The sequence below is a fragment of the Nonlabens sp. Hel1_33_55 genome (assembly GCF_900101765.1).
In the GTDB taxonomy this organism is placed as follows: Bacteria; Bacteroidota; Bacteroidia; order Flavobacteriales; family Flavobacteriaceae; genus Nonlabens.
The window spans coordinates 1,977,025-1,998,636 of the sequence record NZ_LT627735.1 but is presented as its reverse complement, the minus strand read 5'-3'; the positions used below and the strand labels follow the sequence as shown (position 1 = coordinate 1,998,636).

Annotated in this window: 22 protein-coding genes and 1 tRNA gene; 19 read left to right on the top strand and 4 right to left on the bottom strand. The window is 41.0% G+C overall.

Annotation, left to right across the window (positions count from 1 at the left end):
- The first annotated feature begins 35 nt into the window (after positions 1-35).
- From BLO34_RS08955 to BLO34_RS08945, 3 genes are all read left to right on the top strand, one after another.
- Entirely contained in the window at positions 36-1,013 is a 978-nt protein-coding gene (locus BLO34_RS08955) for a gliding motility lipoprotein GldB (protein ID WP_090754591.1), read from the top strand.
- Entirely contained in the window at positions 1,013-1,375 is a 363-nt protein-coding gene (gene gldC / locus BLO34_RS08950) for a gliding motility protein GldC (RefSeq protein WP_090754589.1), read from the top strand. Before BLO34_RS08955 ends, gldC begins: the two co-directional genes overlap by 1 nt.
- A gap of 347 nt (positions 1,376-1,722) precedes the next feature.
- Positions 1,723-1,965 carry a DUF3820 family protein gene (locus BLO34_RS08945; RefSeq protein ID WP_090754587.1) on the top strand — a complete coding sequence of 81 codons (243 nt, stop codon included), beginning with the start codon at positions 1,723-1,725 and terminating at the stop codon, positions 1,963-1,965.
- A 42-nt stretch (positions 1,966-2,007) separates the two neighbouring features.
- Here the strand turns inward: BLO34_RS08945 and BLO34_RS08940 are convergent, their stop codons facing one another.
- From BLO34_RS08940 to BLO34_RS08930, 3 genes are all read right to left on the bottom strand, one after another.
- Complete coding sequence (locus BLO34_RS08940; RefSeq protein WP_090754586.1) at positions 2,008-2,592, bottom strand: porin family protein; 585 nt, start codon at positions 2,590-2,592, stop codon at positions 2,008-2,010.
- A gap of 21 nt (positions 2,593-2,613) precedes the next feature.
- Positions 2,614-3,216, bottom strand: a complete 603-nt coding sequence (yihA, locus tag BLO34_RS08935; protein ID WP_090754584.1) for a ribosome biogenesis GTP-binding protein YihA/YsxC — start codon at positions 3,214-3,216, stop codon at positions 2,614-2,616.
- 94 nt (positions 3,217-3,310) lie between these two features.
- Positions 3,311-4,075 (bottom strand): alpha/beta fold hydrolase, encoded by a 765-nt coding sequence (locus BLO34_RS08930; RefSeq protein WP_090754582.1) that lies wholly within the window; start codon positions 4,073-4,075, stop codon positions 3,311-3,313.
- Positions 4,076-4,333: 258 nt separating this feature from the next.
- Between BLO34_RS08930 and mraZ the strand changes: the two genes are divergently transcribed.
- From mraZ to BLO34_RS08850, 16 genes are all read left to right on the top strand, one after another.
- Positions 4,334-4,801 carry a division/cell wall cluster transcriptional repressor MraZ gene (gene mraZ, locus BLO34_RS08925; protein ID WP_090754580.1) on the top strand — a complete coding sequence of 156 codons (468 nt, stop codon included), beginning with the start codon at positions 4,334-4,336 and terminating at the stop codon, positions 4,799-4,801.
- Complete coding sequence (gene rsmH / locus BLO34_RS08920) at positions 4,776-5,693, top strand: 16S rRNA (cytosine(1402)-N(4))-methyltransferase RsmH (protein WP_090754578.1); 918 nt, start codon at positions 4,776-4,778, stop codon at positions 5,691-5,693. The genes mraZ and rsmH overlap by 26 nt, the downstream gene beginning before the upstream one ends.
- Complete coding sequence (locus BLO34_RS08915; RefSeq protein WP_231959450.1) at positions 5,668-6,021, top strand: FtsL-like putative cell division protein; 354 nt, start codon at positions 5,668-5,670, stop codon at positions 6,019-6,021. Before rsmH ends, BLO34_RS08915 begins: the two co-directional genes overlap by 26 nt.
- Positions 6,008-7,987: a penicillin-binding protein gene (locus BLO34_RS08910; protein WP_090754574.1), complete on the top strand. Its 1,980-nt coding sequence runs from the start codon at positions 6,008-6,010 to the stop codon at positions 7,985-7,987. Before BLO34_RS08915 ends, BLO34_RS08910 begins: the two co-directional genes overlap by 14 nt.
- Positions 7,984-9,450 (top strand): UDP-N-acetylmuramoyl-L-alanyl-D-glutamate--2,6-diaminopimelate ligase, encoded by a 1,467-nt coding sequence (locus tag BLO34_RS08905; RefSeq protein ID WP_090754572.1) that lies wholly within the window; start codon positions 7,984-7,986, stop codon positions 9,448-9,450. Before BLO34_RS08910 ends, BLO34_RS08905 begins: the two co-directional genes overlap by 4 nt.
- Complete coding sequence (mraY, locus tag BLO34_RS08900) at positions 9,450-10,682, top strand: phospho-N-acetylmuramoyl-pentapeptide-transferase (RefSeq protein ID WP_090754570.1); 1,233 nt, start codon at positions 9,450-9,452, stop codon at positions 10,680-10,682. The genes BLO34_RS08905 and mraY overlap by 1 nt, the downstream gene beginning before the upstream one ends.
- Positions 10,682-12,043, top strand: a complete 1,362-nt coding sequence (murD, locus tag BLO34_RS08895; RefSeq protein WP_090754569.1) for a UDP-N-acetylmuramoyl-L-alanine--D-glutamate ligase — start codon at positions 10,682-10,684, stop codon at positions 12,041-12,043. Before mraY ends, murD begins: the two co-directional genes overlap by 1 nt.
- A gap of 1 nt (position 12,044) precedes the next feature.
- Positions 12,045-13,244 (top strand): FtsW/RodA/SpoVE family cell cycle protein, encoded by a 1,200-nt coding sequence (locus tag BLO34_RS08890; protein ID WP_090754567.1) that lies wholly within the window; start codon positions 12,045-12,047, stop codon positions 13,242-13,244.
- Positions 13,231-14,322 (top strand): undecaprenyldiphospho-muramoylpentapeptide beta-N-acetylglucosaminyltransferase, encoded by a 1,092-nt coding sequence (gene murG / locus BLO34_RS08885; protein ID WP_090756572.1) that lies wholly within the window; start codon positions 13,231-13,233, stop codon positions 14,320-14,322. Before BLO34_RS08890 ends, murG begins: the two co-directional genes overlap by 14 nt.
- Complete coding sequence (murC, locus tag BLO34_RS08880) at positions 14,315-15,673, top strand: UDP-N-acetylmuramate--L-alanine ligase (RefSeq protein ID WP_090754565.1); 1,359 nt, start codon at positions 14,315-14,317, stop codon at positions 15,671-15,673. Before murG ends, murC begins: the two co-directional genes overlap by 8 nt.
- The gene (locus tag BLO34_RS08875) at positions 15,670-16,392 is read left to right on the top strand and encodes a cell division protein FtsQ/DivIB (RefSeq protein WP_090754564.1); all 723 of its coding nucleotides are present in this window, start codon (positions 15,670-15,672) and stop codon (positions 16,390-16,392) included. Before murC ends, BLO34_RS08875 begins: the two co-directional genes overlap by 4 nt.
- Entirely contained in the window at positions 16,392-17,750 is a 1,359-nt protein-coding gene (gene ftsA / locus BLO34_RS08870; protein WP_090754562.1) for a cell division protein FtsA, read from the top strand. The genes BLO34_RS08875 and ftsA overlap by 1 nt, the downstream gene beginning before the upstream one ends.
- Positions 17,751-17,864: 114 nt before the next feature.
- Positions 17,865-19,868 carry a cell division protein FtsZ gene (gene ftsZ, locus BLO34_RS08865; protein WP_090754560.1) on the top strand — a complete coding sequence of 668 codons (2,004 nt, stop codon included), beginning with the start codon at positions 17,865-17,867 and terminating at the stop codon, positions 19,866-19,868.
- Between the two features lie 133 nt (positions 19,869-20,001).
- Complete coding sequence (locus tag BLO34_RS08860; RefSeq protein ID WP_090754558.1) at positions 20,002-20,451, top strand: GatB/YqeY domain-containing protein; 450 nt, start codon at positions 20,002-20,004, stop codon at positions 20,449-20,451.
- 13 nt (positions 20,452-20,464) lie between these two features.
- Positions 20,465-20,905 (top strand): hypothetical protein, encoded by a 441-nt coding sequence (locus BLO34_RS08855; protein WP_090754557.1) that lies wholly within the window; start codon positions 20,465-20,467, stop codon positions 20,903-20,905.
- A gap of 5 nt (positions 20,906-20,910) precedes the next feature.
- Positions 20,911-20,984 (top strand) — tRNA-Arg (locus tag BLO34_RS08850).
- A gap of 67 nt (positions 20,985-21,051) precedes the next feature.
- Here the strand turns inward: BLO34_RS08850 and BLO34_RS14565 are convergent.
- A complete protein-coding gene (locus tag BLO34_RS14565) occupies positions 21,052-21,207 on the bottom strand; it encodes a hypothetical protein (protein ID WP_157686748.1) in 156 nt (51 codons plus the stop codon).
- Positions 21,208-21,612: the final 405 nt, after the last annotated feature.

Genomic DNA, 21,612 nt, shown 5'->3' with positions numbered 1-21,612 from the left:
TTTCAAATGTATTTCATAAGTCTGAGTATTTCAGTATGATTAACAGGATTAAAACGGTTTTTTTGGTTCTCGCTTTCGCGAAAGCGATGATATCATGCAACACCTCAAACCCTCAAGAACAGGAAATTGAATCCATCCCATTGCAAGTGGAGTTGATCAAATTTCACGAAGAGTTTGCAAATGCAGATCCATCTGATCTAGCTAATCTAAAATCCCAATACCCAGCATTTTTCCCACAATACGTTCCCGATAGTGTCTGGCTAGATAAGATGCAGGGCCGCGATACGATCCAGAATATTTTGGAAAATGCGGTAGCAGATGCTCAGTTTGATTTTGAAAGCATCAAAAGCGATGTAGAATTGGTCATGAAGCATGTGGAATATTATTTTCCTGAATTTGAACCAACCCCAATAATTACTGTATTAAGCGAGGTAGATACAGATTTGAAAGTGGTTCCTACGCCTAATTATTTGATTTTGGGAATTGATAATTATCTAGGAACAGATCATCAGCTTTATGCAGGTGTCAATAAGTACAAGTCCGTTTCACTAGAAAGAAACCGCATCCCAGCAGATGTCGCTCTGGCTTATGCAAAGCTTTTTGTACCACCTACCAACAGTCGTCAGTTCATGGAACAGATGATCTACTATGGTAAGCTTCATTACCTCCAGCAAAATTTTGCACCTTCATCCAGTACCGCCCAAATTATGGGATATGCAACCGAAAAGGCACAGTTTGCAGAAGATAATGAAGAAGAGATCTATCGTTATTTTATTGATAAGGAATTACTGTACAGCACAGACCCCAAACTCCTTTCCCGATTCATTCTACCAGCACCATTTTCCAAATTTTATTTAGAAATAGATCAAGAAACTCCTGGAGGCGTTGCTCAATATATAGGATGGCAAATCGTCGCTAGCTATGCAGAAAACAATAATGCCACGCTGCAGGATATCATCAACACACCTGCCGAAGAAATTTTTAATAAATCCAAATACAAACCAAGGTCCTAATGGCAAAAAAGAATCGTTCAGAAATTAAGATAGGAATCGAACTAGATGAAAACCGAGTTCCAGAAAATATTGTGTGGAGCGCACCAGATGGTGGCGTGGACAGTGCGGTTTCTAAAGCCATGATGGTTTCCATGTGGGATAGTGTAGAGAAAGAAAGCTTCCGTATTGATTTATGGACTAAGGATATGCCTGTGGATGAGATGCGGGTATTTTTTCATCAAACACTAGTAAGCATGGCAGATACCTATCATCGAGCCACCAATGATGAAAAGATGCGTGATACTATGCTAGACTTTTGCGATTACTTTGCAGAGAAGTTGGAATTGAAGAAGGACGATTCTCAAAAAGATACTAGAGAATAGATACAAGAGACAAGAAGCAAGAAAAAAGAGACAGGAGGCAAGAGGCAAGAAAAAAGAGAAATATCGCTGTCTGGAATACTCGTTCAAGCAAAATCGAGGAATGAGCTTCTTGAAGTTTCGGGAATTATTACAAAATGTAAAAATTGACAATCGAGACACGTAACCATAATTAGTAGCAACGTGATTCACACATCTCAACGTAGCATTTTAATTTAAAAACGGATTAGAAGAAAGTGTAAACCATTTCGAGCGGCAGTCGAGAAACGGTTTGGTTGCCTAGTTAACCATGTTAATATTAGCATCGAACTTAAAACCCCAAACCTCCAACTTTAAATCATCAACTATAAATGTCACAACTACCCTTTGATCACAAACAACTCATAGAGCTGGCATGGTATAAAATGCCATTCGGTGCGCATAAGGGAAAGTTTTTGAGTGAATTACCAGAACCATATTACATCTGGTTCAGACGAAAGGGATTCCCGCAAGGTAAACTGGGTAATTACATGCAGACCGTTTGCGATATGAAAGTCAACGGGATTGAAAGTCTGCTAAGAGAGATTAGAAAGAATACGGTAAACGATCACTGATTTAAATCAAACAAATTTCTTAAAGTGAATTAATAAAAGAATCTATTCAAAGATGTACCCTAACGACAAGCTGGCGACTGAATTTTTATATTTGCGATTCTCAAAAACTTCGGATAAGCCATAGCTATATCTAGCTTGAAGAAAAAAGAGTTCATTGAGTTTATAGGAGAAGCCACCATTTAAAGTAAAATCTATTGAATTAATATCGTTATCAAGTATTGCTTCATCATCATCAATTTCAGCACTGCTATTAATAAGTATTCCTACCTGAGGTCCTAAATCCAAACTCAGTTTTCTGAATATGTAAATTTTTGCTTGAAGAGGAAGGTCGATATAATCAAGGTTAGTTTCAACAGAGGTAGTGAATGGTTGACTTCCACTTCTGAAATTGTAAAGCCCTCCTTTTTTGTTATAAAGGATTTCAGCTTGTAGGGATAATACATCATTAATGTTATATTCTGTGAATCCACCTACATGATAACTAACCTTATCAGTATTTGCACTTTGATTAGTGTGAAACCCTGATAGGTTGAGACCAGCTTTTAATCCATATTCTAAGTTGTTTTGAGAAAATGACTGAAGAGATATTAGAATAAAAGATAGAAAGATAAATTTATTAAAAGTCATAGGATAAGGTTTAAGCAACCACTAATCAATCGTCTGATTAATCCCATCAATGTAGGCGAGCACTTCATCGCGACCCGTTTTATTTGATGCACTAGTTACAAAGTAGGGCGGCATTTCTTCCCACATTCCTGCAAGCAGTTCGGCTTTATAGTTTTCTACATTGCGCTCTAGAGCCATAGGCTTGAGCTTATCTGCTTTGGTAAAAATGATGCTAAAGGGTATCCCATTCTCGCCCAAGTATTGCATGAACTCTTTGTCAATAGGTTGTGGATCGTGTCGCACATCTACCAGTACAAAAGCACTTACCAGTTGCTCTCGCTTCTCAAAATAGTTGGTAATGAATTTCTGGAATTTGGCTTTGCTGCTTTTTGAAACTCGAGCATATCCATAACCAGGTAAATCTACCAAATACCAGTTCTTATTTATGATAAAGTGATTGATCAACTGGGTTTTTCCAGGCCGGCCAGAAGTTTTGGCGAGGTTCTTATGATCAGTCAGCATATTGATCAAAGAAGATTTACCAACGTTGGAACGACCTATAAAAGCATATTCAGGTAACCTGTTGGTAGGGCATTTCTTGACCTCTTGATTTGAGATAACAAACTCGGCGCTATTGATTTTCATAATTAGTAACGGAAAGACTTAAATAGCATTTTCAAAATAAAATATTTTAAATCCTTTTAGATTTTCCTTCCCGATGGGAAGATTAAGGATAAGCTTAGAACTGGCGTTCTTCCAGCCATTTGTGCAGGATTTTGTTGAATTCGTCAGGATGTTCCATCATGGCGGCGTGTCCACATTTATCGATCCAGTACAAATCACTGTCAGGTAGTTTCTCGTGAAACTCCTCTGCAACATTCGGCGGTGTGACGCCATCTTGTTTTCCCCAGATGATACACGTAGGCGTCTTCATATTAGGAAGATCCTTTGCCATATTATGACGTATCGCACTTTTAGCAATAGCGAGTGTCTTGATCAGCTTTTTGCGATCGTTTACTACAGAAAACACATCGTCAACCACTTCTTTAGTCGCGACTGCTGGATCGTAAAATACGTCTTCGCTCTTCTTTTTGATGTAGTCATAATCGCCACGTTTTGGGTAGCTTTCTCCCATGGCGCTCTCATAAAGACCAGAGCTGCCTGTGATAATTAGTGCCTTAATCTTTTTAGGATATAATTTTGTGGTAACCAGACCAATGTGGCCGCCCAGTGAGTTACCCAAAAGGATAACTTCCTTATAGCCCATGTGCTCAATAAACTTATTGATATGCTTTGCAAACGTCCCTACACTTGTCTGAATTAACGGCATGGTGTAGAGCGGCAAAGAAGGTACGATGACTTGATAGCCCAACTTGGGAAAATAATCGATAACGCCTTGAAAATTACTCAAGCCACCCATCAAACCATGTAAGATAATTATTGGAGTTCCTTCTCCCGAAGTGTAGTATTCAAACTTACCATCCTTAATTAAATCGTGCGCCATATTGGGTAGTGTCAAAGACAAATATAGGCGTTTTGATTTACGAATTCCTGCAAAAAATCTGCTGATATTTCTTAATGGTGGTTTCTAGTTCGCTTTCGCGAAAGCGATATAAACATCAACTTCAACGCACCTCGCATTGTTAATAAGTGCCATAGTTATTCAAGAATGGAGCGTTTTATCAACATTGTGGTAAAAAGTGGGATTAAGTGGTAAATACTTTTCTATATTTGATTACATAAGCCGTGTAGCCGCTTTTCAATGAATCATTTTATAGGAACATACGAGTGTAAAGCAGACGCCAAAGGTCGTTTTATGATGCCTGTCGCCATCAAGAAGCAATTGCTTCCCATGCTGGAAGACGGTTTTGTAATACGCAGGTCTGTATTCCAGCCATGTCTGGAGTTGTATCCCATGAGTGAATGGAATGCCGTGATGGAAAAAATAGGCAAGCTCAATAGATTCAATAAAAAGCACAACGACTTTATACGTCGCTTTACAGCTGGCGTCAAGATGGTTGAGGTAGATGGAAACGGCAGATTGCTGATCCCGAGTGACCTCAAAGCCATCGCAGGAATCACAAAAGAGCTGACCATCGCCAGTGCCGTGAATATTATTGAAATCTGGGATAAAGAGAAATACGAGAATGCAATCGATGAGTCTGCACTTGATTTTGCAGATCTCGCACAAGAAGTAATGGGAGATGACACAAACGACCTCTTATCATGATCCAGTCCTCTTGAAGGAATCTGTAGATGGACTCGATATAAAACCTAATGGTGTTTATGTCGATGTCACTTATGGTGGTGGCGGTCATTCCAGAGAAATACTCAAGCGCTTGGGGCCCGATGGGAAACTATATGGCTTTGACCAAGATCCAGACGCGCAGGCAAATATCATTGATGACGATAGGTTTAATCTTATTCCAGAGAACTTTAGATATATCAAAAGATTTCTAAGGCTTTATGGTCATAAAAAAGTGGACGGTATTCTAGCAGATCTAGGCGTGAGTTCACACCAGTTCAATGAAGCCTCTCGTGGTTTTTCCACACGTTTTGACGCACGTCTCGATATGCGCATGAATCAAAAAGCGACGCTTGATGCGGTAGGTATCGTCAATGATTATGAGGAATCTGAACTGCGCCGCATCTTAAAGGAATATGGCGAGTTGCGCAACGCGCCGCGCATAGCGAGAGAAATTGTAGCTGCTCGCAGAGAAAAGACCATTGAAACGGTTCAAGACTTAAAAGATATATGTGCACCACTAGTTCCTGCAAGAATTGAGAACAAACAAATGGCTCAGGTATTTCAGGCCATAAGAATTGAGGTCAATCAGGAAATGGATGTGCTTCATGAATTTCTGGAACAGTGCAAAGAGTTATTGGAGCCAGGTGGCAGGTTGAGCGTGATTTCTTATCACTCACTAGAAGACAGACCAGTAAAAAGATACATACGCAATGGCTTGTTTGAAGGCGAACCAGAAAAGGATGTGTTTGGTCGGGTAAGTGTTCCTTTCAAAAAAGTAGGTGGTTTGATCGTGCCCAGCAAACAAGAATTGAAGCAGAATAGCAGAGCGCGCAGTGCAAAATTGCGAATTGCAGAAAGAATTGATCAAGAATAATATGGCAGCAAAATTCTATGACATATTGCGAGGAAACTTCCTGACAAACAGGGATGCGCTCAAGAACTGGAAATTCATCCTGTTCGTGACTGGACTCGCGCTGATTATGATTTTTACAGGTCACAACTTTGAGAGCAAGGTCCACTATATAGGACAGCTCAATGATGATGTGAGCGAGTTGCGCAGCCAGTATGTTGATGGTCAGCGCCAGTTGATGTTTCTGCAAATGGAAAGTACCGTCGCGAGTAGATTGAAGGAAACTGGCATTGCCCCAGCAAAAGAGCCGCCATATAAATTGATTATAAATAAGCAGGATGCCAACGACTGATAAGAACATATTGCACCGTGTGTATGCCGTGAGCATTTTCTTTGCTTTGGTGGCAGTCGCTATTGTAGTACAGATTGTCCGTATCCAGTTTGTTGAGGGCGATGAATACCGCGCCAAAGCTGAGGATCGCATCTTCCGCAATCAGATGGTTGAGGCAAATCGCGGCAATCTTTATGATTCCAATGGTCAGCTTCTCGCAACATCAATCACCAAATACGACATACGTTTTGATGCAGTAGCTCCTAGTCAAAAAGATTTTAATGCAGAGATAGAGCCATTGGCGAGTTCGCTTTCGCGAAAGCTGAATAAACCAAAAGCTTATTTCCTGAATAAGTTTCGTAAAGCTAGGACCAACAATTCCCGATACCTGCACATCGCAGATGATATCAATTATACCACATTGATGGAACTGAAAAGCTTCCCGTTATTCAAGCGTGGCGCCAATCGTGGCGGTTTGATCGTGGAACCTCATGTAGAGCGTGAGTACCCTTTAGGGAAAATGGCAGAACGTCTTGTCGGCTATGATGAGGTTGGTAAACCTAGAGTTGGGTTGGAAGGTGCTTATCGCAATTTCTTGAAAGGTGAAAATGGTTCCAGATTAGAACAAAAGATATCAGGAAATCAATGGAAACCTATAAATAACGTCAATGAAATTGAGCCTAAAGATGGTCTTGATGTCTACACAACCATTGATGTGAACATGCAGGACGTTGCTCACCATGCTTTGCTAGAACAACTGGAATATTTTGAAGCAGACCATGGAACAGCCGTGGTCATGGAGACAGCTACTGGAGAGATTAAGGCGCTTTCTAATTTAGGAAGATCATCAGACGGGAAATATTTTGAGAAACGCAATTATGCTTTGTGGGAATCCCACGAGCCTGGTTCCACATTCAAATTGATGAGTGTGATTGCGGCGCTGGAAGATAAAGTGGTAGATACCAGTACTGTTTTTGACACGCAAAACGGGAAGATTTCCTATTACGGCCGCAATGTGCGTGATTCTAAATATGGCGGCTACGGTAAGATTAGCGTAGCAAAAGCTTTTGAGCTGAGTTCCAATACTGCTTTGGTTCAAATGGTTCAAGACAATTATGGTAGTGATCCAGAAAAGTATGTGGATCGGCTTTATAACATGAACCTGAATGACAAGCTCAACTTGCCCATTATAGGTGAAGGCAAGCCTATGATACCGCATCCTGATGATGAGAACTGGAGCGGCTTGTCGCTGCCATGGATGGGATTTGGTTATGGAGTTCGATTGACGCCTCTGCAGACCTTGACATTTTATAATGCGGTCGCTAACAATGGCGTCATGGTAAAGCCTAGGCTGATAAAGGAAGTTCGTTCCAAGGACAAGATGATCGAGAAATATGACCGTGAGATTATTAACCCATCGATTTGTAGTCAGGAAACCATCGACAAGGTAAAAGTTATGATGGAAAATGTTGTTAAGCGAGGAACTGCGGATAACCTTTACAGCAGCCGTTTCTCAATGGCAGGAAAAACAGGAACCTGTCAAACGGAATACTGGAAAGGCGCTGGTAATTATATTGCTTCTTTTGCAGGATACTTCCCAGCAGATAAACCTAAGTACAGCTGCATCGTAGTTATCCATAAACCGAATACAGCCAAAGGCTATTATGGTAACATCGTCGCTGGACCTGTTTTCAAAAAAATAGCACAAAAGATCTATGCCAGCAATCCGCAGGCAGATGAGGTAGAATTGCCTAATGAGGTTCCTACTGAGATTCAAAAAAGCTTAAAATCCTATTATACTAAAGCTCAAAAAACTTTAAAGGATCTTCCAGATTTAAGAGGTATGGACGCGATGGATGCCATTGCGATCATTGAAAACATGGGAGCGCAAGTCAAGATAGTAGGATCTGGTAAAGTAAAAACCCAAAGCATTAAGCCTGGAACAAAACTCAATACATCTCACCAAGTAATCCTGACGCTATCATGATGATCTTAAGAGACATACTATATAAGGTTAGGCTGGATACAGTTATAGGTTCCACAGATGTCAAGGTGAACCACATTCATTTTGATTCCCGACAAATAAAAAACGGAGATGTTTTTGTCGCCCTCAAAGGAGTGGTCAGTGATGGTCATGATTTCATTACGAAAGCCATTGACTTAGGAGCTACAGCGATCGTGGTTGAAACTTTACCTCAGGATCAAAAGGAGAATATCACATACATAGTGGTTGAATACTCTCATGAGGCGCTCGCTTTAATGGCAGCAAACTACTATGAGAATCCATCCAAGGATTTGAAACTAATTGGTGTTACTGGAACTAACGGCAAAACAACAACAACAAGTTTACTGTATCAATTGTTCAAAAACCTGGGCTACAAAACCGGACTGATTTCCACGGTGGAGATATTGATCAATGGCAAATCAATTCCAACAAAACATACGACTCCAGATCCGTTGACGATCAATGATCACCTTGCTGCTATGCGTTATGCAGGTGTTGACTATTGTTTTATGGAAGTGAGTAGTCATGGGATTGCGCAAGAACGTGTTGCAGGATTGCATTTTGCTGGCGGGATTTTCACTAATCTTTCTCATGATCATTTAGATTACCACGACACGTTTGCAGAGTATCGTGATGTCAAAAAGCGGTTTTTTGATGGATTGCCTGCTGCGGCATTTGCTTTATACAATAAGGATGATAAGAATGGACCGGTCATGGTTCAAAATACAAAAGCCAAAAAACTGGGTTACGCCTTAAAAACCTATACCGATTATCAAGCCAATGTTTTGGAAAATCAATTCGGTGGTTTGTTGTTGAAAGTCAATGGACACGAATTGTGGACTAAGATGATTGGTGAGTTCAATGCCTATAATGTATTGGCGATTTATGCCTGTGCCATTGAATTGGGACTGGAAGAATTGGAAGTTTTGGAAGCCATTTCAAAACTGGATGGTGTCTCTGGCAGATTTCAATACTTCACAACCGTAAAAGATAGAATTACCGCTATTGTAGATTATGCACATACACCAGATGCATTGAAAAATGTGCTGGAAACCATAAATAGCATACGTACCAAAAACGAAAAAGTCATTACGGTAGTTGGTTGCGGTGGCGATAGGGATCGTACAAAACGACCTATCATGGCAAATGTAGCAACGACTTTAAGTGACATGGTCATCTTAACGAGCGACAATCCCAGAACGGAAGATCCACAAGTGATTTTGAAGGAAATGGAAGCTGGCGTGGAACCACAGAATTATAAAAAGTCGGTAACCATAGCAGACCGCGAGCAGGCGATCAAAACCGCGGCAAATATGGCAAATCCACAAGATATCATATTGATTGCTGGAAAAGGACACGAAACATATCAGGAAATTAATGGTGTGCGCCATGATTTTGACGACCGTCTCAAGATAACAACCATCCTCAAAAACCTCGACAAATAATGCTATACTATCTATTTAAATATTTAGAGAGTGAATTTCAGGTTCCTGGTGCGTCATTGTTTGAATTCATTACATTCAGAGCTGCATTGGCGTTTGTTTTCTCTTTGGGATTCTCCACTATTTACGGTAAGCGCATTATCAATTATCTACAAAGAAAACAAGTAGGTGAGAGCGTTCGCGATTTAGGGCTGGAAGGTCAGGCTCAAAAGGCGGGAACACCTACCATGGGTGGCGTTATCATTATTCTGGGAACTCTTATTCCTGCATTGTTGCTGTGCCAGCTAGATAATATTTACGTAATCATGTTGCTCATCACTACGGTATGGATGGGTTGTATAGGATTTACAGATGACTACATCAAGATTTTCAAAAAAGATAAAGGTGGTCTCAAAGGTTGGTTCAAGGTAATTGGACAAGTTGGTTTGGGACTAATCATAGGAGCCATCATGTTCTTCAATGATGACATCACCATAAAGGAAGAACTGGCCAACCCTAACAACACGCAAGAGTTGGTATATGAAAACTCGCTAGCGGAATTCGGTCCAGCAGAGCATTCTACTAAAACAACGATTCCTTTTGTGAAGGAAAACGAATTTGATTATGAATCTTTAGTAACATGGATCGATCCAGATCTAGCTCCGTTTGCCTGGTTAATCTTTATTCCCATTGTTATTTTCATCGTCACCGCAGTCTCTAATGGTGCCAATCTTACCGACGGTATTGACGGCCTCGCGGCAGGAACAAGTGTTATTGTAGTAATCACGCTAGCATTATTTGCCTGGATATCAGGTAATATCATATTTGCAGATTATCTCAACGTGATGTACATCCCTGATTCGGGTGAAATGGTGGTATTTATCACTGCTTTTGCTGGAGCACTCGTTGGATTTTTATGGTACAATACATTTCCCGCCCAGGTGTTTATGGGTGATACGGGAAGTCTTACCATAGGCGGTATTATCGCTGTATTAGCGATTGCAACCCGCAAGGAACTATTGATCCCGATACTTTGTGGTGTCTTCATCATGGAGAACCTGTCTGTAGTCATGCAGGTCAGTTGGTTCAAGTACACGCGTCAGAAATTTGGTGAAGGCCGTCGCATCTTTTTGATGTCGCCATTGCACCATCATTATCAAAAAAGAGGTTTCCATGAGTCCAAAATCGTCGTAAGATTCTGGATCGTTGGGATCCTTCTCGCCATCATATCCATCGTCACACTCAAGGTACGTTAATGACACAGAAAAATTCCACATATAATTTTTCTAACGTCGTCATTCTTGGCGGTGGCATCAGCGGTATGGGCGCAGCAATGCTGGCTGCAGATCGTGGCTACAAGGTGTTTTTAAGCAATAGAGATGAATTGAGTGACGCTTTCGCGAAAGCGTTACAAACCCACAACATTCCCTACGAGTCAGGATCTCATACGGTAGAAACCATCCTAGCTGCAAGTCTGATCGTGAAAAGTCCAGGCATTCCAGATACTGCAGGAATTATTAAAGAAGCTATTGATGATGGAATTCCAGTAATATCAGAAATTGAATTTGCTGCAGAGCACTCGAACGAAACCATCATTGCAGTAACAGGAAGCAACGGTAAAACGACAGTCACCAGTTTACTGGGACATCTTTTAACCGAAGCTGGAATAGATCACACTATGGGCGGTAATATAGGCAAGAGTTTTGCCCAACAAGTCGCCGAATCTCCAGCTGAGGTTCGTTTACTGGAAGTAAGTAGTTTCCAGCTAGATGGTATTAATAATTTCAAACCTAAGGTAGCGGTATTACTCAACGTAACGCCAGATCATCTGGATCGATACGATTACAAATTTGAAAATTACCTAGCCTCAAAAATGCGCATTGCCATGAATCAGGATTCAACTGATTATCTGGTGTACAACGCTGACGACGAAGCCATCACTAGTGCGCTTCAATCCACTCCTATAAAATCCACACTAGTTCCATTCTCAATGACCAAAGAATTGGAATATGGTGCATCACTCATAAACAACACAATCAAGGTCGCTATTGACCAAACCCCATTTACTATGCCATTAGAACAACTTTCCCTCAAGGGACAACACAACACTGCAAACGCCATGGCGGCTGCTACCACTGCAAAACTTTTAAAGATTCGTAAAGAGACGATCAGACAAAGTATGCAATCCTTTCAAGGTGTGGAGCACAGACTTGAGCAGGTACTAAAGATTAATAAGGTTCAATATATCAACGATTCAAAAGCAACTAATGTCAATGCTACTTTTTATGCATTGGACAGTATGGAGCAACCTACCGTCTGGATTGTTGGTGGCGTGGATAAGGGTAACGATTACTCACAGTTATTTCATTTAGTAAACAAGCATGTTAAAGCTATCGTTTGCCTAGGTGTTGATAATTCTAAAATAGTAGAAGCATTTAGTGGCTGTGTAGAACAAATGGTAGAGACTGGCTCCATGGAAGATGCCGTCAGAGTTGCCTACAAACTAGCCGATGCAGGTGATAATGTGTTGTTGAGTCCCGCGTGCGCAAGTTTTGATTTATTTGACAATTATGAAGACCGTGGTCGCCAATTCAAAAAAGCTGTAAGAGGATTATAATTTGAGAATAAGAGACTACATATCTGGTGATTCCTTTTTATGGGCTTTGGTGCTGATACTGGCGATATTTTCGTTTTTACCGGTATATAGTGCCAGTAGTAATTTGGCTTATTTAAATGGCGGTGAAGGAAATACACTCCAATATGTGGTGAAGCATTTTGCGCACTTAATTCTGGGATTGGGAATTGCGTACACGTTTCATAAAATCCCCTACAATTACTTCAAGGGATTAAGTTTTATCATGCTGCCTATCGTGATTTTGCTACTCATTTTCACGGCATTTCAAGGCACTGAGATGGATGGCGCTAATGCCAGTCGCTGGATTCAGATTCCCATAGTTGGAGTTGGATTCCAGACCAGTACGTTGGCTGCCGTGGTACTCATGGTTTGGGTAGCTCGTTATCTTAATTCGATGCGTGATAAAGTCATTGAGTTCAAAAAATCACTATTGCCTTTGTGGCTGCCCGTTGGATTGATTCTGGCACTCATTTTACCATCTAATTTCTCCACTACGGCAATCTTATTTTTAATGGTTTTGTTAGTCTGCTTCATAGGCGGCTATCCTTGGAAGTATTTATTGGGAATTGTGGGAACTGGATTAGTGGTTCTAATATTATTTATACTTACCGCAAAGGCATTTCCAGATGCATTTCCCAATCGTGTTGATACTTGGGTAAGCCGTATCGAGAGTTTCTCTGGCGATGGAACATCAGATTCTGAATATCAAGTAGATAAAGCCAAAACTGCCATAGCAACAGGTTACGTTTGGGGACAAGGTCCAGGAAAGAGTCAACAAAAACACTTTTTACCACAATCCAGCAGTGACTTTATTTATGCCATAATTATTGAAGAATTTGGATTGATAGGTGGCGCTGTAGTCTTGTTAGTGTATATGCTGGTGCTTTTTAGACTAGTAGTGATAGCAAACAAGGCAGACACAATTTTTGGTACTTTGCTCGTCATTGGCGTTGGATTCCCGATTGTATTACAGGCTTTGATCAATATGGCGGTAGCCGTGAATCTATTTCCAGTAACAGGACAGACCCTACCACTTATTTCCAGCGGTGGAACATCCATCTGGATGACATGCATGGCGATAGGTATCATATTAAGCGTGAGTGCAAAACGACAAGCCATAAAAGCTCAGGAAACTCCTGAGGAAGAGTTGAACCCTTTAGATGTACTTAGTGAAGCCTTATAGAATCATCATATCTGGCGGTGGTACTGGAGGCCACATCTTCCCAGCGATCTCGATTGCAAACGAGTGCCGTCGTAGATGGCCTGATTGTGAGATATTATTTGTTGGTGCTAATGACCGTATGGAAATGGAAAAAGTTCCTGCTGCCGGTTATGAGATCAAAGGATTGTGGATCAGTGGTCTTCAAAGAAAGTTATCGGCAAAGAATCTTTCTTTTCCATTTAAAGTCGCTAAAAGCCTTATCGATGCAAGTAAAATCATTAAAGATTTCCAGCCCGATGTTGCGATAGGTACTGGTGGTTATGCCAGCGGGCCTTTGTTATTTATGGCACATAGAAAAGGTATTCCAACCTTAATCCAGGAGCAAAATTCATACGCTGGAATTACAAACAAGCTGCTTGCAAAAAAGGTGGACAAAGTTTGTGTCGCGAGTGAGAACATGGATCGCTTCTTTCCTAAAGAAAAGATTGTTTTTACTGGTAATCCGGTACGACAGGATTTGGTGGATCGAGCAACATCTAAGCCAGAAGCTATAAAGCATTTTGGTTTTGAGGATACAGATAAAAAAATATTGTTGGTTTTAGGCGGTAGTCTTGGAGCACGTAGAATCAATCAGTTGGTTGAAAACCAATTGGATTTATTACAACAAGACGTGCAAATCATTTGGCAATGTGGAAAGCTCTACTTCGATCAGTATAAAAAACACAATAGTGCTACTGTTAAGGTCAGCGCCTTCCTCGATAGAATGGATTTAGCATACGCCGCGGCAGATGTCATCATCTCGCGCGCGGGTGCAGGAACTATTTCTGAACTAGCGTTAGTTGGAAAGCCCGTGATTTTCATTCCGTCACCGCATGTGGCAGAAGATCACCAGACAAAAAATGCGATCGCTATCCAGGATCAGGATGCCGCATTGATGATTAGAGAAAAGGAACTCGAGAGCAATTTTCCAATTTTCTGGAATAAGCTTATGAGTGATCACGAATTACAGAAAAGGCTTTCAGCCAATTTTAAAAATATCGCTAGACCTCAAGCTACTAGCGATATTATGGACCAGATAAAAGAATTAATGGATGCGTGATTTAAAAGATATATCACATATTTACTTCATCGGCATTGGTGGAATTGGGATGAGTGCGCTTGCCCGCTATCTCCATGAGCAAGGCAAGCAAGTTGCCGGTTATGACCGCGTTGCCACCACTTTGACTAATCAGTTGGTTGTTGAAGGGATCTCCATTCACTACAATGATGCCTACGATTTTATTCCTGATGAATTCAAAAATCCAGAGAAGGCATTGGTGGTCTATACTCCAGCTGTGAAGCAGGATTTCGGAGAACTAGTTCGCTTTCGCGAAAGCGATATTCCCATCGTCAAACGTGCAAAACTACTAGGTGCGATTTCAAAAACCATGACTTGTCTAGCGATCGCTGGAACGCACGGAAAAACAACCACTAGTGCGATACTTGGGCATTTGTTGTACCAAAGCGACATTAAAACTACAGCTTTCCTAGGCGGGATTCTGGAAGGTTACAATACAAATTATCTCAACAGCGGTACCGATGTCATGGTCGTTGAGGCAGATGAATTTGATCGTTCGTTCTTGCAACTAGAGCCTGACTATGCTGGAATCACAGCGATTGATCCTGATCACTTGGATATTTATGGAAGTGAGGAAGAATTTGAGAAGGCTTTTGAAGAATTTGGAGCACTGGTTCCACAAGATTCCTTGTTTGTCAATGAATCTGTCAAACTAGCTGGAAATAAAATCGGGATTGACACTGGTGACTACCATGCCAGTCATTTGACTATTGTGGACGGTACGTACTACTTCAATCTTGAAACACCTTCAGGAACATTGAAGGACTGGAGTCTGAGATTGCCGGGACAACATAATCTTGCAAATGCTATTCTAGCATTATCTATAGCTATCAATTACGGTGCAAATGTAGAAAAACTTAAAAACGCCCTGGCTTCTTTCAAGGGAGTTGAACGCAGATTCTCGTATAAGATGAATACTGAGAAATTTGTAGTAATCGATGATTACGCACATCACCCAACGGAAATCAATGCCGTCTATCAAGCTGTCAAAGAAATGTATCCTGATGAGAAGTACACGGTTATTTTCCAGCCGCATCTCTATTCAAGGACGAAAGATTTCATGGATGATTTTGCGACAAGTTTGAGCCAATTTCACAAGGTAGGCATGCTCAATATCTATGCTGCAAGAGAAGAGCCTATGGAAGGAGTTCACTCTGCAGTGTTGTGTGAAAGAATCCGTAATCAAGAAACATCACCTCACATGACCACGCTGCTGGAAAAAGAGGATATGGCAGAGTTTATCAAAGAAATGGACAATCGAATTGTCCTGTTGTTGGGAGCTGGAGATATAGGCGCAGAAGTGGATCGAGTGGTAAAAGAATTGGCCGTATGAAAAGGATTCTAAAACTCTTGATTTTACCTGTAATTATCGCTGGGATTTTAGCGATGTATTCTTTTGCTAACAAGCGACATAATAATAGAGAAATACAGGATATAAAGATCTCATTTACAGATTACAGTGACCCGTTTATATCTGAAGATAACGTTAATAAACTGTTGATACAAAAAGAAGATAGTGTCGATAATCGGCTGGTAGAAAAATTAGATTTGAATAGGAGCGAGACCAGACTTGTTGCTGACCCAATGATCAGAGCCGCAGAGGTTTCTGTAGATCTCAATGGTAGGCTTAATGTCGTGGTGGAGCAACGTGAGCCACTAGCAAGATTGATGGGAAGTCCCAATGTCTATCTGGATGGTGATAATGAGATCATGCCGTTGTCTGGTGAACATACAGCACTCGTACCTGTGGTAATGGGTTTTAAGCCTGAATTTCAGGATGAATTGTATGAGTTTTTGATCTATTTGGGAGATGATGAGTTGTTGAATGCGGCTGTTACTCAAATAGTTCTTGATAGTAAAGGAAATGCAACTTTGATGTTGCGTTCTAATCAAATGAGATTAAAGCTGGGCAAGTTGGATAAGTTGCAAAGTAAGATGACCAACTTTAAAGCAATGCTTGCCAAAGTTGAAAAAGATAAAACAGTGGATCAAATCGAGGCCATGGATCTAAGATTTGAAGATCAGGTTGTACTAGTTAAAAATGAAGAATAATGGAACCACAAGAATTTGCAGTAGGACTAGATATTGGAACGACAAAGATCGTTGCTATGATAGGTCGCAAAAATGAGTACGGCAAACTTGAGATCCTAGGTGTAGGAAGGTCAAAAAGTCTAGGCGTCCATCGTGGAGTCGTCAATAACATCACACAAACCATCACATCTATACAGCAGGCTGTATCGCAAGCGGAAGCCGTGAGTGGCATACAGATCAAGGATGTAACTGTTGGTATAGCAGGGCAGCATATACGTAGTCTGCAGCACAGCGATTACATCACTCGTGGCGACAGTGAGACGGTCATTAATCAGGAAGACATCACAAAATTGTGTAACCAGGTTTTTAAATTGGTTATGCTGCCAGGTGAGGAAATCATTCATGTATTGCCGCAGGAATATAAAATTGATGGTCAGTCTGAAATTAAGGAGCCTATTGGGATGTATGGTGGCAGACTTGAAGCTAATTTCCATGTAGTGGTAGGTCAAGTAGCCTCCATTCGCAACATAGGACGTTGTGTAAAGAGCGCAGACCTTGAGCTTTCAGATATTACGCTGGAGCCACTTGCCAGTGCAGATGCAGTTCTTAGCCAGGAAGAAAAAGAAGCTGGAGTTGCATTGATCGATATAGGTGGTGGAACCACAGATCTTGCGATTTTCAAGGATGGAATCATTCGCCATACAGCAGTGATACCACAAGGTGGTAATATCATTACTCAAGATATTAAAGAAGGCTGCTCGATTATAGAAAAGCAGGCAGAGTTGCTTAAGACCAAATTTGGTAGTGCATGGCCTGGCGAGAATAAAGAGAATGAGATCGTATCTATTCCAGGATTACGCGGTCGCGAGCCTAAAGAAATTACGCTCAAGAATCTGAGCAAGATTATTCACGCTCGTGTCATTGAGATTTTGGAGACAGTATTTGTAGAGATCAAAAACTACGGTCACGACGAGCCTAAAAAGCAGCTGATCGCTGGTGTAGTATTAACCGGTGGTGGTAGCCAACTCAAACACATTAAGCAACTAGCAGAATATGTTACGGGAATGCCTAGTAGAATAGGTTACCCTAACGAACATCTAGCTGGTGATAGCGATATAGAAAGTACGAGTCCGCTATTTGCTACCGCAGTTGGTTTAGTGCTGAAAGGGTTAGAATCAAACGAGTTCCAAACCTCAAAAAGTGAGCATAAGGAAGCGGCAGTTACCAATGCCAATAATGGAAACAATCCAATCATTGAAGATCAAAATAAAACAACCTTAACTGAAGAACAACCTACGGTGACACAGCCTAGAAAGAGTAAAGGCATCTTTGAGAATTGGGCTAATAAGTTTAAGGATTTTCTGGATAAAGCAGAATAAGGCTGGAAATACAAAGAGTAAAGAAACAAGAATATAGATAGTGAAAACCTGTTTTGAGCGAGAGCCGAGAAAAGGTTTTTAGAATAAAGCAAGAAGTAAAAAAAGTAGCAAGATATGAGCAACGACGATTTTAATAGCATCGCATTTGATCTACCCAAGAACCAATCCAACGTGATCAAGGTGATAGGTGTAGGTGGTGGTGGTAGCAATGCCATCAAACACATGTTCCAGCAGGGCATCATAGGTGTGGATTTTGTGATCTGTAATACAGATTCCCAAGCCTTGGAAAACAGTCCAGTTCCCAACAAAATTCAGTTGGGTGTAACCTTGACTGAAGGTTTAGGTGCTGGCGCAAATCCAGAAGTAGGTGAGCGTGCCGCACAAGAAAGTATAGAAGATGTGCGCGCCATGATGGACTCACGTACAAAAATGGTCTTTATCACAGCTGGAATGGGCGGCGGTACCGGTACTGGTGCAGCTCCAATCATTGCTCAAGTGGCACGTGAAATGGATATTTTAACCGTTGGTATCGTTACGACACCGTTCCATTTTGAAGGCAAGGTTCGTAATGAACAAGCCCAAAAGGGTATTGAGAAATTCCGCAAGAATGTGGATTCTCTGGTGATTATCAATAATAACAAACTGCGTGACGTCTATGGAAATCTAGGTTTCAAAGCTGGATTCTCTAAGGCAGACGAGGTGCTTGCTACAGCCTCACGTGGTATTGCAGAGGTAATTACAAACCACTACACACAAAACATTGACCTGCGCGATGCAAAAACCGTATTATCCAATTCTGGTACTGCGATTATGGGTAGCGCTCAAGCCACTGGATCCAACCGTGCTCAGGAAGGAATTCTCAAGGCATTGGATTCTCCATTGCTTAACGATAACAAGATTACAGGTGCTAAAAACGTGTTGCTACTCATCGTTTCTGGGACTGAAGAGATCACCATTGACGAGATAGGTGAGATCAACGAGCACATCCAGAATGAGGCTGGCGGTGGCGCTAACATCATCATGGGTGTAGGCGAGGACGAGTCCTTGGGCGACGCCATTGCGGTTACCGTGATCGCAACGGGTTTTAATGCAGAGCAACAAAACGAGATCTCAAATACTGAGGGCACGCGCATCATCCATACTTTGGAAGAGGAACAGCGAGCCATTCAGGTTTTGGAAGAGACAAACGAGCGAGTTGTTGCAGGAACGCTTATTATGGATGAAGAAGTTGAGGAAAAGAAAGAGGATGATAAAGAGTCCGCTTTCGCGAAAGCGGAATCCCAACCAGCTCCATCAATTTCTAAAGATTCCAACGAGCCAGTAATCATCATGCATGAACTGGGCGATGAAGAGCCAGAGGAAACTATCGTGCCTAAAAATGAAAATCCGTTAATACCAACAACGGAATTCATTAAGAATTTGAATGTTGTTTATGAAGAAGTTTTGGATCAGGAGCCACAGCTAGTGATTAAAGAAGAGGTTGTTGAGGAACAACCAGTGGTATATAAGCTGGAAGAAATTGAAGATGAAGAAGATCAGTTTTTGCTGGATTTTGACTTGCCATTAAGTGAAAAGGAAGAACCTAATGAAGAGCAGATCACATATAACCTAGAGGAAATTGAGGTTAATGATCCTGTTGAAATTATTCCAATTACAGAAGTTTCTGATGAAGGTATAAGAAAGTATTCTCTCGATGATTACATGGAGGTTGAGAAAAACTTAAATAATGCAACCAAATCAAAGGAGCAACCAAAGGCAGAAACCAAAACAGAACGTATAAACATCAGAACAGTTGAGGTTCCTGTTGACCAAGCACCAGTAACCATTAAAAAGGAATTGTTGGAAGATCTAGATCCAACAGATCTACCCATCAATGAGGTATTGAAACTGCGCGCAGAAGAGCGTAAACGTAAGATGCACGCTTATAATTTCAAGTTCAAAAGCAGTCACAGACTGGAAGAAATAGAAAAAAAACCAGCCTATCTAAGACATGGTATCGAGCTGGATGAAACTCCTACTAAAAGTGATCGTTCTAGAACGACTTTGAATACTGATGAGAATAATGATATCCAACTTAGAGGAAACAATAATTCTTTTCTACACGACAACGTAGATTAATCCCTAAACCAATCTACCCTAAAGCCCGAATCCCAAGTTGGATTCGGGTTTTTTATTGGTGTCATTTTTAATAGGTGGTGATCAAAGAATTCTTCAATTTGTAATCCCTATTTTTGTAGTTCAATTTTGAATTATGAGTTTAGAGAAAGAGATTATGACCTCTATGAAGGAGGCAATGAAAGCAAAAGATCAAACCGCACTTGCGGCGCTGAGAGCCGTGAAGAGCGAGATTTTATTAGCAAAAACATCAGGCGATTCAGATGGTTTGAGCGAGGATGAAGAAATTAAACTAGTTCAAAAGCTCGTGAAGCAAAGAAAGGATAGCGCCCGTATTTACTCAGAGCAAAATAGAGAAGACCTCGCAGAACCAGAACTAGCTCAAGCCGCAGTTCTAGAAAAATTCTTACCAGAGCAATTGAGTGAAGAAGCCATTGAAGCCGTAGTTTCAGAAATTATTGTGCGTACCAATGCCAGCGGAATGAAGGACATGGGAAAAGTCATGGGAATGGCAAATACCCAACTTGCAGGAAAGGCAGATGGAAGAACAATAAGCAGTATTGTAAAGGCAAAATTAGCACAGTAGGATACACAGGACGATGAACAGAATATCTTTGATTTTATTAATATTATTTTCGTCATGGGCCTTCGCACAAGAAAAGATTCTGGTCGATCTTGAGGAAGCGGATCAGTTATCTCTTGAGGTGACCGAATTAATGTTTGAGGAAGAGTTTGACGAGGCATTTAATCTACTTGCTCTTTACTTTCCATTCAATAAGGGTGATCTTCAAAATTTAGCCGGAAAATTTAAATTGGAAATCGACCAGTTACAGAAGAGCTATGGCACGATGCTATCTGTGGAAAAAGGAGCTGTGTACGATGTGTCAAATATTAGAAGAAGAATCATTTATTATCTGAGATATGATTACTTTGCACTCCGTTTAAATTTTGAGTTTCATAATTCTAAAAAAGGGTGGGTTCTTATTGGATTTAAGTACTCTGATCAATTAGAAGATGATTTTATCAAGGTAGACAATTAATATTAGGCCGCGTGGCGCAACTGAATAGCGCACTGGATTTCGGCTCCAGCGGTTACAGGTTTGAATCCTGTCGCGGTCACGAATAAATGGAAAATCCCAGCGTCAAATCAAGCTCGCTTGAATTTGAAAGCTGGGATTTTCCATTTTCAACGCGGAGCGTTGTCAGGATCACCGCTAGGTAATCCAAATCTATGAGCTTGCTCAAGCATTTTGTGGACGTTTCCATTTTCAACGCGTAGCGTTTTCAGGATCACCGTTCGGTAATCCAGATCTTTGTAGCTCAAATCTAAGAGCTCGCTCAAGCATTTTCTGGACGTTTCCATTTTCAACGCGGAGCGTTGTCAGGGTCACCGCTAGGTAATCAAGGTTATGCTAATAACAAATTTAAAATCTCGCTTGAACTTGAAAGCTGGGATTTTCCATTTTCAACGCGGAGCGTTGTCAGGATCACCGCTAGGTAATCCAGATCTTTTGTGCCTCAAATCTAAGAGCTCGCTCAAGCATTTTCTGGACGTTTCCATTTTCAACGCGGAGCGTTGTCTAGATCACCGCTACGTAATCCAGATTGTGGGTATGTCAAAACTATGAAGTTCGCTCAAGCAATTTGCTGGCAGTTATGTTTCCAGAGCTGTTGATTGCAAATTATATTATGTCTCCTTGTAGGTATTTTCCTTTAGTTTTCTTAAATAGATATTCACTTTGAACAG

Excerpts from the sequence above, each read along its gene's own strand:
- BLO34_RS08955 (WP_090754591.1), top strand. The coding sequence starts at position 36 with ATGATTAACAGGATTAAAACGGTTTTTTTGGTTCTCGCTTTCGCGAAA.
- gldC (WP_090754589.1), top strand. The coding sequence starts at position 1,013 with ATGGCAAAAAAGAATCGTTCAGAAATTAAGATAGGAATCGAACTAGAT.
- BLO34_RS08945 (WP_090754587.1), top strand. The coding sequence starts at position 1,723 with ATGTCACAACTACCCTTTGATCACAAACAACTCATAGAGCTGGCATGG.
- BLO34_RS08940 (WP_090754586.1), bottom strand. The coding sequence starts at position 2,592 with ATGACTTTTAATAAATTTATCTTTCTATCTTTTATTCTAATATCTCTT.
- yihA (WP_090754584.1), bottom strand. The coding sequence starts at position 3,216 with ATGAAAATCAATAGCGCCGAGTTTGTTATCTCAAATCAAGAGGTCAAG.
- BLO34_RS08930 (WP_090754582.1), bottom strand. The coding sequence starts at position 4,075 with ATGGCGCACGATTTAATTAAGGATGGTAAGTTTGAATACTACACTTCG.
- mraZ (WP_090754580.1), top strand. The coding sequence starts at position 4,334 with ATGAATCATTTTATAGGAACATACGAGTGTAAAGCAGACGCCAAAGGT.
- rsmH (WP_090754578.1), top strand. The coding sequence starts at position 4,776 with ATGACACAAACGACCTCTTATCATGATCCAGTCCTCTTGAAGGAATCT.
- BLO34_RS08910 (WP_090754574.1), top strand. The coding sequence starts at position 6,008 with ATGCCAACGACTGATAAGAACATATTGCACCGTGTGTATGCCGTGAGC.
- BLO34_RS08905 (WP_090754572.1), top strand. The coding sequence starts at position 7,984 with ATGATGATCTTAAGAGACATACTATATAAGGTTAGGCTGGATACAGTT.
- mraY (WP_090754570.1), top strand. The coding sequence starts at position 9,450 with ATGCTATACTATCTATTTAAATATTTAGAGAGTGAATTTCAGGTTCCT.
- murD (WP_090754569.1), top strand. The coding sequence starts at position 10,682 with ATGACACAGAAAAATTCCACATATAATTTTTCTAACGTCGTCATTCTT.
- murC (WP_090754565.1), top strand. The coding sequence starts at position 14,315 with ATGCGTGATTTAAAAGATATATCACATATTTACTTCATCGGCATTGGT.
- BLO34_RS08875 (WP_090754564.1), top strand. The coding sequence starts at position 15,670 with ATGAAAAGGATTCTAAAACTCTTGATTTTACCTGTAATTATCGCTGGG.
- ftsA (WP_090754562.1), top strand. The coding sequence starts at position 16,392 with ATGGAACCACAAGAATTTGCAGTAGGACTAGATATTGGAACGACAAAG.
- ftsZ (WP_090754560.1), top strand. The coding sequence starts at position 17,865 with ATGAGCAACGACGATTTTAATAGCATCGCATTTGATCTACCCAAGAAC.
- BLO34_RS08860 (WP_090754558.1), top strand. The coding sequence starts at position 20,002 with ATGAGTTTAGAGAAAGAGATTATGACCTCTATGAAGGAGGCAATGAAA.
- BLO34_RS08855 (WP_090754557.1), top strand. The coding sequence starts at position 20,465 with ATGAACAGAATATCTTTGATTTTATTAATATTATTTTCGTCATGGGCC.